This window comes from Sinorhizobium fredii NGR234, assembly GCF_000018545.1.
In the GTDB taxonomy this organism is placed as follows: Bacteria; Pseudomonadota; Alphaproteobacteria; order Rhizobiales; family Rhizobiaceae; genus Sinorhizobium; species Sinorhizobium fredii_A.
In genome coordinates, this window is sequence record NC_012587.1 from 2,498,352 (window position 1) to 2,510,388 (window position 12,037).

The following is a 12,037-nucleotide window of genomic DNA, read 5'->3' on the forward strand; positions in this document are numbered from 1 at the left end:
CGCAATTCCTGGCACTGTTCGCACCTGGCCTTCAGCTGCAACGTGCCGAAAATGCCGAGGCCGAGCCGCAGAATTGTACGCTCCGGCGTTTGTTCTGCAAGGCTTTCATGCAGGGTGCCTGGCCACGCGCTTCTTCCGATTCTCTCCGGCGACGCAGCTTCGGACGAAGCGGCTGCAGGACCCTAATTCTTGCACGCGCGAAAGATGCAGCTTGACTTTTCGGCCCAAAACAACGACATGGACAGCGCGTCACCTTCCGGCCGCCGCGTGAGCGCGCCCTCGGCAGACACTTCAAGCCGGGAAGAAGGAATAGCGCGAGACACGCCGCAACTCAGCGGCAGCACAGGCGCTTGACGATTTTCTCTTAACCCACAAGTTCCCAATTCACGCGGGGTTCTTGACGCCAGACGACACCGGAATTGCAAGAGGCGATTCCGGCGAATGTGTTTGGCGCCCCGAAAGGTATATGCATTGTCCACTTTCAAAGAGCTCGGTCTCTCGCAGCAGATCCTGGCGACCCTCTCCGCCAATGGCTTCGAGAAGCCGACGCCCATCCAGGCCCAGGCCATTCCGCTTGTCCTCAAAGGTCATGACCTCATCGGTCTCGCCCAGACGGGCACCGGCAAGACGGCGGCGTTCGGCCTGCCCATGATCGAGAAACTTGTCGCCGACGGCAAGCGCCCCGACCCGCGCAACATCCGCGCGCTCGTGCTTGCACCGACCCGCGAACTCGTCAACCAGATCGCCACCAACCTCAAGCTCTTCGTGAAGAAGAGCCCGTTGAAGGTCGGTGTCGTGGTCGGCGGCGTCTCGATCAACAAGCAGACCGAACAGCTCGCCCGCGGCGTCGACATTCTCGTCGCAACGCCCGGCCGCCTGCTCGATCTCGTCGCCCGCAAGGCCGTGACGCTGACGCAGGGCCGCTATCTCGTTCTCGACGAGGCCGACCAGATGCTCGACCTCGGCTTCATCCATGATCTGCGCAAGATTTCGAAACTCGTGCCGAAGAACCGCCAGACGCTGCTCTTCTCGGCAACCATGCCGAAGCAGATCGCCGAGCTTGCCGGCGAGTACCTGACCGATCCGGTCAAGGTCGAAGTCACGCCGCCGGGCAAGGCAGCCGACAAGGTCGAGCAATATGTTCATTTCGTGCCGGGCAAGGACCTGAAGACCACGATCCTCAAGCAGTCGCTGACCAACAACCCGGATGGCCTGTCGCTGGTTTTCAGCCGCACCAAGCACGGCGCCGAGAAGCTGATGAAGCACCTCGACCATGTCGGCTTCAAGGCCGCTTCGATCCATGGCAACAAGAGCCAGGGCCAGCGCGAAAGGGCCCTGAAAGGTTTCCGTGATGGCGAAATCCGCGTGCTCGTCGCCACCGACGTCGCCGCCCGCGGCATCGACATCCCGGGAGTCACTCACGTCTACAACTATGATCTGCCGGAAGTGCCGGATGCCTATGTGCACCGCATCGGCCGCACGGCCCGCAACGGCCGTGACGGCATAGCGATCGCTTTCTGCGCGCCGGATGAGATCCGCCTTCTTCGCGACATCGAAAAGCTGATGGGCATCCAGATCGCCGTCGCCAGCGGCGAGGCGCCGTCCGACCAGGCCCGCCCCACCAAGGGTCGCGGCGGCCGCGGCAACGGCCAGCATCGCGGCAATGGCGGTGGTCAGCATCGCGGCAATGGCGGTGGCCAGCGTCGTGACGGAGGACGCCCGCCCCGGCGGTCGGCGCAGGAGACGCCGACGAGTGGGTTTGCCGGCGACGATCTGCTGCGCGACGACCGCCCGCAAAAACACGAGCGCCGTGATCACCGCGCCGCAGGCACCGGCCATCACGACGGCCGGACCGAAGGCAACCGCAATCACGAAAACCGCAAGCACCATGGCCGCCCAGGCCCGAAGCAAGACGGCCGGCGCCACGGCGACGGCCAGCCCGGCAATCGGGGTGGGCGCGGTCAAGGCATGCGCCGCGCCGACAACGGCGGCCGCCAGGGCTGAATACTGCGATGACATTGCGGCCGGTCGTCGAAGGCCGGCCTCGATAGGATGCTGATACGAACTCGACCGTGGACCCTTTCTCCGCGGTCGAGTTTTGCAATGAAGATCACCGCCAAGCTAGTGGGCGCTCAATCCTATTTCCCTAGAAGATTATTTCGGCAGCGGGCCGGAGCCTGACGCTCGCTTTGCCTGCATCGAACCCATCAAGCGTTTCGTTGTGATGCGCAACGATCTCGGGAAACAAGAGAGAGCCCGAGTCCGCGGTCGTGTGGCCGTCGGCCACCAGCGTCACGTCATATCCGAGCGAAACTGCCCGCCTCACGGTGGTGTCGACGCAGAACTCGGACATGCATCCGCCAACCACCAGATGCGTTATCGAACGCTCCCTGAGAAGATCGGCCAGGTCGGTTTCGAAAAAGGAGTCGCAACTCGTCTTGTGAACGACGACGTCGCCTGCGGCCGGCGCGATTTCGGCGCGAATGGCCCAGCCCTCTGTCCCGACAGCTAGCCGATGCTCCACATGGCCGTCGTGCTGGACCAGCACCACGGGAACGCCGGCAGTTCTGGCTCTTTGCTTGAGGTCGCGGAGCCGCGCGACCGTATCGTTCAACGCCTGATCGATATGCGGCTGTCGCTCTACGGCGCCCTTTCCCGCAAGGATGGCGTTTTGCACGTCGATTATCACCAATGCCTTGCTCATCGAAGCGCCCCTATTTCACCGAGCCGCCGCATTGCTCGGACGCTCGCCTGCCGCGGCCTCGCTCTCGGTCTTGCGATTGGTGAGGTAAACCCCGGTCACGGCGATCACGGTGCCGACGATCATTGGCCAGGTCAGGGTCTCGCCGAAGAACAGCGCCGCCTGAAGCGCCGCGAGAGGCGGCACCAGATAGATAAGCGATGCGGCGCGCGAAACCTGGCCGCGGCGGATAAGATAAAGCAGGAGCGCGATCGCGCCCATCGACAGTCCCAACACGGACCAGGCAAGGGCAGCGACGAGCTGGAGGTTCCAAGTGACGCGCAGATCTTCGAGCATCAAGGCAAGCGGCACGGTGACGATCAGGGCGCCGACATATTGCAGGGCGGCGATCGACCGGATGTCGCCGTTTTGCAGATAGCGCTTCTGGTAGAGCGTGCCACAGGTCACCGCCGCCATGCCGAGGACGTTGACGGCCACCGGCAAAAAATGGATGGGCGTCGAAGCGGCGTCGATCGCCAGCGTCTTCGGCAAGACGGCGAGCGCGATGCCGCAAAAGCCGAGCATCAGCCCGAGCCGCTGCTGCCGGCTGAGAGTCTCGCCGATCAGCAATGGCGCGATCGCCGCGGTCATCAAAGGCTGCAATCCGGCGATGATGCCGGAGATGGCCGCCGGCACCCCCTGCCCGATCGCCCACCAAACGGCGCCGAGATAGAGACCGTGAAGAAAGACCCCGGAGACGACCGCGTGGCCGACGACGCTCCAGGAGCGCGGCCAGCGCGCACCGGTCGCAGCGCAGAAACCGATGAACAGCAGGATCGCCATGCTGTATCGCAGCACCAGGAAGGTCAGCGGGTCGGCAAAGAAGGCGGCGTATTTCGCAACCACCCAGCCCGTCGACCAGAGCAGCACGAAAATGGCCGGGGCCAGGCGGGCTAGCATCATCGCAGTTTCCCAAGCGGCGGATCCATAAGATCCGAACAAGTCCGTTGCCGCGGCGCTGCTGCATGTTTCCTCAAATCAGAGCCGATTTAAGGATAAAACATGCAGCCATTCAAAGTGCTACAGCGACCTTTGTGCGCCTGAAAGACGCACGGCGCTGTAGACCGCGTGCCGCGCTCGGTCAAAGCAATTTTTCTGATGTTGCGATCAGCCAATCGGAACCAGCAGACGGAGAGAGGAAGCAGACGGGGAAGCGAGGCCGGGCTCGTATTCCTCGCGACAGTGGAGATGCGTCTGATCGACGGCATATCGACGACAACCCTGTGGAGCGCCGAATATTCAGGCATCTGCCCATTTCCGGGCCACGGGAAGAAATCCGTTGGGACCGAATGAGTGTGTTCCGAGAGCGAAAGCGGTTTTCAAATTGCGGACCGGGGCGAGTCCAAAATTCTTCGTCGGCGAACGTGCACGCTTCTTGCATTGCGGCAAACGTTGTACTCAAATGGGCAAAAATAAGGGGACTACGCCTTTGGCATTTGACGAAATGATCAATGCGGACAGCAGCCCGCGCCAGCCATATTCAACCTATCATCAATGGTACGCCAGCCAGGACAGAAACCGGCTCATAGCGAAATCGAAAGAAGCCGAAACCATCTTCCGCAAGACGGGCATCACTTTCGCAGTCTACGGACACGCCGATTCCTCCGAAAAGCTCATCCCCTTCGATCTCATTCCCCGCATCATATCCGGCCGCGAATGGCGCCGCCTCGCCCAGGGCATCGAACAGCGGGTCATTGCTCTCAACGCCTTCCTCGACGACATTTATCACAAGCAGGAAATCATCCGGGCTGGGCGCATCCCGCGTGAGTTGATCGAGAAGAACGACGCCTTCCTGCCGCAGATGATCGGCTTCCGGCCGCCTGGCGGCGTCTATACCCACATCGTCGGCACCGATATCGTGCGCACCGGCGAAGACCAGTTCTACGTGCTCGAAGACAATGCCCGCACGCCCTCCGGTGTCAGCTACATGCTGGAAAATCGGGAAACGATGATGCAGATGTTCCCGGAACTCTTCCATGAGAACCGGGTCCGGCCGGTGGAGAACTACCCCTATCTGCTCCGCCAGAGCCTGTCGTCGCTGGCGCCTCCCGGCTGCGCCGGCAAACCGCGCGTCGCCGTGCTGACACCGGGCATCTACAATTCCGCCTTCTACGAGCACGCCTTCCTCGCCGACATGATGGGCGTCGAACTGGTGGAGGGATCGGATCTCAGGGTCATCGACGGCAAGGTGAAGATGCGCACGACGCGCGGCTACGAGGCGATCGACGTGCTTTACCGCCGCGTCGACGACGACTTCCTCGACCCCTTGACCTTCCGGCCGGATTCGGCGCTCGGCATTCCCGGCATCATGGACGTCTATCGCGCCGGCAACATCACCATCGCCAATGCGCCCGGCACCGGTATATCCGACGACAAGGCCATCTATTCCTACATGCCGGAGATCGTCGAGTTCTACACCGGCCGCAAGCCGCTGCTCGAAAACGTTCCAACCTGGCGCTGCTCCGAGCCGCAGAGCCTGAAATACGTGCTCGAGCATCTCGAGGAACTCGTCGTCAAGGAAGTGCATGGCTCCGGCGGCTACGGCATGCTGGTCGGCCCGACGGCGACCAAGAGGGAGCGTGCTGCCTTCGCCGAGAAACTCAAAGAGCGCCCAAACAACTATATCGCCCAGCCGACATTGTCGCTGTCGACCGTACCGATCCTCGTCAACAAGGGGATCGCGCCTCGGCACGTCGACTTGCGTCCCTACGTCCTCGTCTCCGACAAGGTCCAGATCATTCCCGGCGGCCTGACGCGCGTCGCGCTGAAGGAGGGCTCGCTGGTGGTGAATTCCAGCCAGGGTGGCGGCACCAAAGATACCTGGGTACTGGAGGACTGAGGCCATGTTGGGAAGAACTGCAAACGGCCTCTACTGGATGTTCCGCTATATCGAGCGCGCCGAGAACGGCGCCCGGCTGATCGACGCCGGCCTGCGCATGTCGCTGACCCGCAGCGAGTCGAGCGAGGGTGACTGGGACGGCGTGCTGCAGAGCGCCGGCGTCCGCGAACTCTATGACGAAGTGCACGACACGCTGACGAGCGGCGACGCCATCGATTTCCTGCTGCGCGACCGCGCCAATCCGTCGAGCGTCATGTCCTGCATCGAGGCGGGCCGCCACAACGCCCGCATGGTCCGCACGGCGCTGACCCGGGAGACCTGGGAAGCCACCAACGAATGCTGGATCGAGATGAAGGCGTTGCTTGCAAAGAAGGCGCGCCCGGCCGACATGCCGGAGATCATCGACGCCATCAAGCGGCGGGCCGGTCTCATCCGCGGCGCCTTCCACGGCACGATGCTCCGCAACGAAATCTTCAACTTCTCGCGCATCGGCACCTTCATCGAGCGGGCCGACAATACCTCCCGCATCCTCGACGTGAAATATTACGTGCTGCTGCCGGCCGTCTCCGCCGTCGGATCGTCGATGGACAATGTGCAGTGGGAATCGATCCTGCGATCCGTCTCGGCGCACCGCGCCTATGGCTGGGTCTACGATGCGGAGCTCAGGCCAGCCAATATCGCCGACTTCCTGATCTCGAACGGCCGCATGCCGCGTTCGCTCGCCTATTGTTACGAAAAGATCGTCAGCAATCTCGGCTATCTGGCGCGCGAATACGGCGACAGGCATGCTGCCCACGAGACGGCAGAAGAGACGCTCGCTTCGCTCCGCAGCCAGTCGATCAGCGACATCATGGACCGCGGCCTGCACGAATATCTGGAAGAATTCATCAGCCACAACAACCGTCTCGGCCAGGAAATCACCGACGGCTACCGGTTCTACCAATGAGGTCCGGGAGAGTGGAATGCACCTGAAGATCAGCCACACGACCGAGTACCATTACGACGAGCCGGTGCCCTATGCGCTGCAGCGGCTGCGACTGACGCCAACGACGCAGCCCGGCCAGACGGTCCTGAACTGGCGGACGCTTGTCGAAGGCGCCGCGGTCGAAGTCAGCTACGACGACCACTTCGGCAACCGCACGCAGCTCGTCAGCGTCGACGCGGATCGGACGACCTTCCGCATCGAGGCGAGCGGCGAAGTGGAGACAGAGGACCGGGCCGGCGTCTTCGGCGCCCACCAGTCCTACGTGCCGCTCTGGCTGTATGCCCGCGAAACCCCGCTCAGCAAGGCGGGCAAGCTGATCCGCGAGCTTGCGAAATCCGCCGAGGGCGCAACGGATCTCGAGCGCATGCACGCGCTGATGGGGGTCATTCACGAAACCGTCGTCTATGAGCCGGGTGAGACCCATGCCGGCACCGCCGCCGAAGAGGCGCTCGAACGCGGCAAGGGCGTCTGCCAGGACCACGCCCACATCCTCATCTCGGCGGCACGCACCCTCGGCCTGCCGGCCCGTTACGTCTCAGGCTATCTGATGGTCGAGGGCAAGCCTGAAGAGACCGCAAGCCATGCCTGGACCGAAGTGCACATCGCAGGCCTCGGCTGGGTCGGCTTCGATCCTGCCAACAAGATCTGCCCCGACGACCGCTACGTCCGCGTCGCCACCGGCCTCTGCTACCGCGATGCCGCGCCGGTCTCCGGCTTGATCCACGGCGTCGCCAGCGAGACTCTGAAGGTGGCTGTGACGGTGGAGCGCCAGGGGCAGCAGCAGTCACAAAGCCAGAGCCAAGGCGAACAGAGCCAGACGCAGAGCCAGTAGCCTCGGCGCGGGGCGAACCGAAGCAAGCGTTTGCCCCTCATCTGGCCTGCCGGCCACCTTCTCCCCGCAGGCGGGGCGAAGGAGAACCGCGGCACTCGCACCTCTCCTCAGCCGCGGAAGAAAGGGCGAGCGACAAACTCCAAATCCCCTCTCCCCGCAAGCGGGGAGAGGGTTAGGGTGAGGGGCAAATCGTCGGCTGAGAACGCGGTGGCCGCCGCCCCCTTCAGCCTGTCAATGGCTGTCGCGGTCCATCGGGATGCGGTCGCCGCGAGGCCCGATCAGGAAGTCGAGGTCGGCGCCGGTATCGGCCTGCATGACCGTCTTGATATAGAGGCCGCCATAACCGCCGGTGAGCGGCTTCACCGGCGATACCCAGGCGGCACGGCGACGGGCAAGCTCCTCGTCGGAGACATGCAGATGCAGCGTGCGGTTCGGGATGTCGACTTCGATCAGGTCGCCGTTCTCGACGACCGCCAGCGGCCCGCCTTCGGCGGCTTCCGGTGCCGTGTGGAGGATGACGGTGCCGTAGGCGGTGCCCGACATGCGCGCATCCGAAAGGCGGATCATGTCGGTGATGCCCTTCTTCAAGACCTTTGGCGGCAGGCCCATATTGCCGACCTCGGCCATGCCCGGATACCCCTTCGGGCCGCAATATTTCAGCACCATGACGCAGGTCTCGTCGATGTCGAGATCCTCGCGGTTGATGCGGGCGTGATAGTCCTCGATGCTCTCGAAGACGACGGCGCGGCCCTTGTGCTGCATCAGATGCGGCGAGGCGGAGGAAGGCTTCAGGACGGCACCCCGCGGCGCCAGATTGCCACGCAGCACCGCGATGCCGCCGGACTTCGTCAGCGCCTTTTCCTTGGGCAGGATCACGTCCTCGTTGTAGTTGGTAACGCCCCTGACGTCGTTCCAGATCGTATCGCCGCTAACGGTGATGGCGTCGTTGTGGAGGAGTCCCATCTCGGCGACGGCCTTGATGACGACCGGCAGGCCGCCGGCGTAGTAGAACTCCTCCATCAGATACTTGCCCGACGGCTGCAGGTTGACGATGGTCGGCACGTCGCGGCCGAGCCTGTCCCAATCGTCGAGCGAAAGGTCGACGCCGATGCGACCGGCAAGTGCGAGCAGATGCAGCACGGCATTGGTCGAGCCGCCGACAGCGCCGTTGACGCGAATGGCGTTTTCGAAGGCCTGCTTGGTCAGGATGTCCGAGGGCCTCAGGTCTTCCTTGACCATCTCGACGATGCGGCGGCCGGTAAGCTGCGACATCACCCGGCGGCGGGCGTCGACCGCCGGAATGGCGGCGTTGCCGGAGAGCGTCATGCCGAGCGCCTCGGCCATCGACGCCATCGTCGAGGCCGTACCCATGGTCATACAGCTTCCTGCCGAACGGGCCATGCCCTGCTCGGCATCCATGAACTCTTCCAGGCTCATTTCGCCGGACTTGACCATTTCCGAGAATTGCCAGATCGCGGTGCCGGAACCGACGTCCTTGCCGCGCCACTTGCCGTTGAGCATCGGGCCGCCGGAAACGACGATCGCCGGAATGTCGACGCTGGCCGCGCCCATCAGCAGGCTGGGGGTCGTCTTGTCGCAGCCGCCGAGCAGCACGACGCCATCGACCGGATTGCCGCGGATCGACTCCTCGACGTCCATGGCCGCGAGGTTGCGGAACATCATCGCCGTCGGGCGAAGTGTGCTTTCGCCGGTCGAAAATACCGGGAATTCAACAGGAAAGCCGCCCGCCTCGTAGACGCCGCGCTTCACCCGTTCAGCCAAGTCGCGCAGGTGCGCGTTGCAGGGGGTGAGCTCCGACCAGGTGTTGCAGATGCCGATGATCGGCCGGCCGTCGAACGTATCGGCGGGCAGCCCCTGGTTCTTCATCCAGGAGCGGTGCATGATGGCATTCTTGCCCGTACCGCCGAACCAGTCCTGCGAACGCAGCTTGCGCGGCCACTCAGCTTTCTTCTTCATTTCTTCCTTCCTTCGAGCCCGTGGGGCGGGCGGGAACACGTCGGCTTGGAGCGGGAAGTGGAAGGTATCTGCCCTCCGCATCCCGCTCCTGGGTCTTAAGCCAGCGTGTAGGCTGTCTTGACGGTTGTGTAGAATTCGGCGGCGTATTTGCCCTGTTCGCGCGGGCCGTGGGAGGAGCCCTTGCGGCCGCCGAACGGCACGTGGAAATCGACGCCGGCGGTCGGCAGGTTGACCATCACCATGCCGGCTTCCGAGTTGCGCTTGAAATGCGTCGCATGCTTGAGGCTGGTCGTGGCGATGCCGGCGGACAGCCCGAACGGCGTGTCGTTGGCAACGTTGAGCGCCTCCTCATAGTCCTTCACCCGGATGACGGCGGCGACCGGTCCGAAGATCTCCTCGCGGGAAATCCGCATTGCATTCGTCGCCTCGGTGAACAGCGCCGGCTGCAGATAGAAACCGGGCGTGTCGCGCGAAATGAGCTCGCCGCCGAAGGCGAGTTTCGCGCCTTCCTGTTTGCCGATGGCGATATAGTCGGTGTCCTGGTTCAACTGGCTCTGGTCGACGACCGGGCCGATATGGGTGCCGGCCTTCAAGGCGTCGTCGACGACGAGCCCCTTCATCCGTTCCCCCATGGCCGCGACGAACTTGTCGTGGATGCCCTCGGTGACGATGACCCGGGACGAGGCGGTGCAGCGCTGGCCGGTCGAGAAGAAGGCCGAGTTGACCGCCGCCTCGACGGCAACCGAAAGATCGGCGTCGTCGAGCACGACGAATGGGTTCTTGCCGCCCATCTCCAGCTGGAACTTGCGGTTATGCTCGACCGAGGCGAGCGCGACACGTTTGCCGGTGCCGGTTGAGCCGGTGAAGGTGATCGCCTGGACGTCCGGGCTGTCGAGCATCGCCTGGCCGACTACCGAGCCTTTGCCCATGACGAGGTTCAGCACGCCCTTCGGCAGGCCGGCGCGGTGAAGGATATCGACGATCGCCCAGGAGCAGCCCGGCACCAGTTCGGCCGGCTTGAAGACGACGGTATTGCCGTAGGCCAAGGCCGGGGCGATCTTCCAGGCCGGGATGGCGATCGGGAAGTTCCAAGGCGTGATGATGCCGACGACACCGACCGGCTCGCGGCTGATCTCGACACCGATATTCGGACGCACCGACGGCAGCGTCTCGCCGGCAAGACGCAGGCATTCGCCGGCGAAGAAATCGAAGATCTGGCTGGCGCGGATCGTCTCGCCGATGCCTTCGGCGAGCGTCTTGCCCTCTTCGCGGGACAAGAGCCGGCCGAGTTCGTCCTTGCGGGCGAGGATTTCGTCGGCGGTTTTCCTGAGGATGGCGTGGCGCTCGAGGATGCCGGAGCGCGACCAGGCCGGAAAGGCGGCCTTCGCCGCGGCGATCGCGGCAGAAGCATCTTCGGCGCTGGCGCGGGCATATTCGCCAACGACGTCGTTGGTGTTCGAGGGATTGACGTTGGCAATACCATCGCCGCCGACCCATTCGCCGGCGATCAGGTTCTGGTGGAGTGTCATGGGCTTCAGCCTTCCTTGTCTTCTTGTCGCAGGGCGGCCGCCCGTCGCGGCCCGCCGTTGCTATAACAGATATATCAGAGCTGATGTATGGCGATCTCTTCTTCGGCGGCGATTGCCAGCGGATTGCGCAGCGCAAGGCCGAAATCCTTGGCCTCGATCTCGAAGACATCTCCCGCTTCGGTGCGGATGCCGTCGCCGAAGGACAGCGTCGCAGTTCCGAACATGTGCACATGCACGTCGCCCGGCGTGCGGAACAGACCGTATTTGAAGTGGTGATATTCCAGGTTGGCGAAGCTGTGCGACATGTTGGCTTCGCCCGAGAGGAACGGCTTTTCCCAGAGGACCTTTCCGCCGCGCAGGATTCGGGAGGTGCCGCGGATGTCGTCCGGTGCCGCACCGATGCGGATTTCAGGGCCGAAGCTTGCCTGCCTGAGCTTCGAATGGGCCAGCCACAGATAGTTGACCCGTTCGGTCTTGTGGTCGGAGAATTCGTTGGCGACCGCAAAGCCCAGACGATAGGGCGCGCCCGTGTCGGAGATGACGTAGATGCCGGCCATTTCCGGCTCCTCGCCGCCGTCCTCGGCAAAGGAAGGCGACGTCAGCGACTCACCCGGGGCGACCGCGGCCGTGCCGTTGCCCTTGTAGAACCACTCCGGCTGCACGCCCTTTTCGCCCGTCTTCGGCTTGCCGCCCTCGAGCCCCATTCGGAACATCTTCATCGAGTCGGTCAGCGTTTCCTCGGCAGCCTCGGCCGTCTTCTTGTGCATCGCATCACGCGTTGCGGCGGAACCGAGATGCGTCAGGCCGGTGCCGGTCAGATGCAGGTGCGCCGGATCGGGATGAGTGATCGGCGGCAGCATCCGCCCCTCGACATAGGCTTGATCGAGATCGATCGTCTCTCCAAGGCCCTTGGCGTCGATGACTTCCTTCAGGCTCTTGCCGCCATTCGCCGCTTCCATTGCCAATGCGTAGACGCTTGCCGCGCCCTTGACGACGTGCGCCGTTTCGCCCGGCGCCCGCACTGCGACTGCAATCGATCCGTCTTGCTTCCTGACTTGGGAAATCAGCACGTTTCTATCCTTCCTGATCGAGTTGGCTTCGGGCATGTGTTTCCATGAGGAAAGGCAATGCTCCG

9 protein-coding genes are annotated in these 12,037 nt (G+C 63.5%); 4 read left to right on the forward strand and 5 right to left on the reverse strand.

What is annotated here, in order from left to right; all coding sequences use genetic code 11:
* The first annotated feature begins 471 nt into the window (after positions 1 to 471).
* On the forward strand, positions 472 to 2,004 hold the full coding sequence (locus NGR_RS23170) for a DEAD/DEAH box helicase (RefSeq protein ID WP_164924435.1): 1,533 nt from the start codon (positions 472 to 474) through the stop codon (positions 2,002 to 2,004).
* Between the two features lie 142 nt (positions 2,005 to 2,146).
* Here the strand turns inward: NGR_RS23170 and NGR_RS23175 are convergent, their stop codons facing one another.
* Together NGR_RS23175 and NGR_RS23180 are read right to left on the reverse strand one after the other, a co-directional pair.
* Positions 2,147 to 2,704 (reverse strand): cysteine hydrolase family protein, encoded by a 558-nt coding sequence (locus NGR_RS23175; protein ID WP_012708920.1) that lies wholly within the window; start codon positions 2,702 to 2,704, stop codon positions 2,147 to 2,149.
* A 15-nt stretch (positions 2,705 to 2,719) separates the two neighbouring features.
* Complete coding sequence (locus tag NGR_RS23180; protein WP_164924660.1) at positions 2,720 to 3,640, reverse strand: DMT family transporter; 921 nt, start codon at positions 3,638 to 3,640, stop codon at positions 2,720 to 2,722.
* Between the two features lie 544 nt (positions 3,641 to 4,184).
* On the opposite strand from NGR_RS23180, the gene NGR_RS23185 reads away from it, so the two are divergent.
* The 3 genes from NGR_RS23185 to NGR_RS23195 are packed head-to-tail and all read left to right on the forward strand — an operon-like array spanning position 4,185 to position 7,396.
* A complete protein-coding gene (locus tag NGR_RS23185) occupies positions 4,185 to 5,579 on the forward strand; it encodes a circularly permuted type 2 ATP-grasp protein (RefSeq protein ID WP_164924661.1) in 1,395 nt (464 codons plus the stop codon).
* A 4-nt stretch (positions 5,580 to 5,583) separates the two neighbouring features.
* Positions 5,584 to 6,525, forward strand: coding sequence for an alpha-E domain-containing protein (locus NGR_RS23190; protein WP_012708924.1), 942 nt, complete (start codon positions 5,584 to 5,586; stop codon positions 6,523 to 6,525).
* A 16-nt stretch (positions 6,526 to 6,541) separates the two neighbouring features.
* Positions 6,542 to 7,396, forward strand: a complete 855-nt coding sequence (locus tag NGR_RS23195) for a transglutaminase family protein (protein WP_012708925.1) — start codon at positions 6,542 to 6,544, stop codon at positions 7,394 to 7,396.
* 231 nt (positions 7,397 to 7,627) lie between these two features.
* Here the strand turns inward: NGR_RS23195 and araD are convergent, their stop codons facing one another.
* The 3 genes from araD to araD1 all read right to left on the reverse strand — a co-directional run bounded on the left by araD (position 7,628) and on the right by araD1 (position 11,972).
* A complete protein-coding gene (araD, locus tag NGR_RS23200; RefSeq protein ID WP_164924436.1) occupies positions 7,628 to 9,373 on the reverse strand; it encodes an L-arabinonate dehydratase in 1,746 nt (581 codons plus the stop codon).
* Between the two features lie 95 nt (positions 9,374 to 9,468).
* Entirely contained in the window at positions 9,469 to 10,902 is a 1,434-nt protein-coding gene (locus NGR_RS23205) for an aldehyde dehydrogenase family protein (protein ID WP_012708927.1), read from the reverse strand.
* 74 nt (positions 10,903 to 10,976) lie between these two features.
* Positions 10,977 to 11,972, reverse strand: coding sequence for an AraD1 family protein (gene araD1 / locus NGR_RS23210; protein ID WP_164924437.1), 996 nt, complete (start codon positions 11,970 to 11,972; stop codon positions 10,977 to 10,979).
* Positions 11,973 to 12,037 lie beyond the last annotated feature (65 nt).

Bases quoted from the DNA above. Each gene is read 5' to 3' on its own strand.
- NGR_RS23185 (WP_164924661.1), top strand. From the start codon at position 4,185: ATGATCAATGCGGACAGCAGCCCGCGCCAGCCATATTCAACCTATCAT.
- NGR_RS23195 (WP_012708925.1), top strand. From the start codon at position 6,542: ATGCACCTGAAGATCAGCCACACGACCGAGTACCATTACGACGAGCCG.
- NGR_RS23205 (WP_012708927.1), bottom strand. From the start codon at position 10,902: ATGACACTCCACCAGAACCTGATCGCCGGCGAATGGGTCGGCGGCGAT.
- NGR_RS23175 (WP_012708920.1), bottom strand. From the start codon at position 2,704: ATGAGCAAGGCATTGGTGATAATCGACGTGCAAAACGCCATCCTTGCG.
- araD (WP_164924436.1), bottom strand. From the start codon at position 9,373: ATGAAGAAGAAAGCTGAGTGGCCGCGCAAGCTGCGTTCGCAGGACTGG.
- NGR_RS23180 (WP_164924660.1), bottom strand. From the start codon at position 3,640: ATGCTAGCCCGCCTGGCCCCGGCCATTTTCGTGCTGCTCTGGTCGACG.
- NGR_RS23190 (WP_012708924.1), top strand. From the start codon at position 5,584: ATGTTGGGAAGAACTGCAAACGGCCTCTACTGGATGTTCCGCTATATC.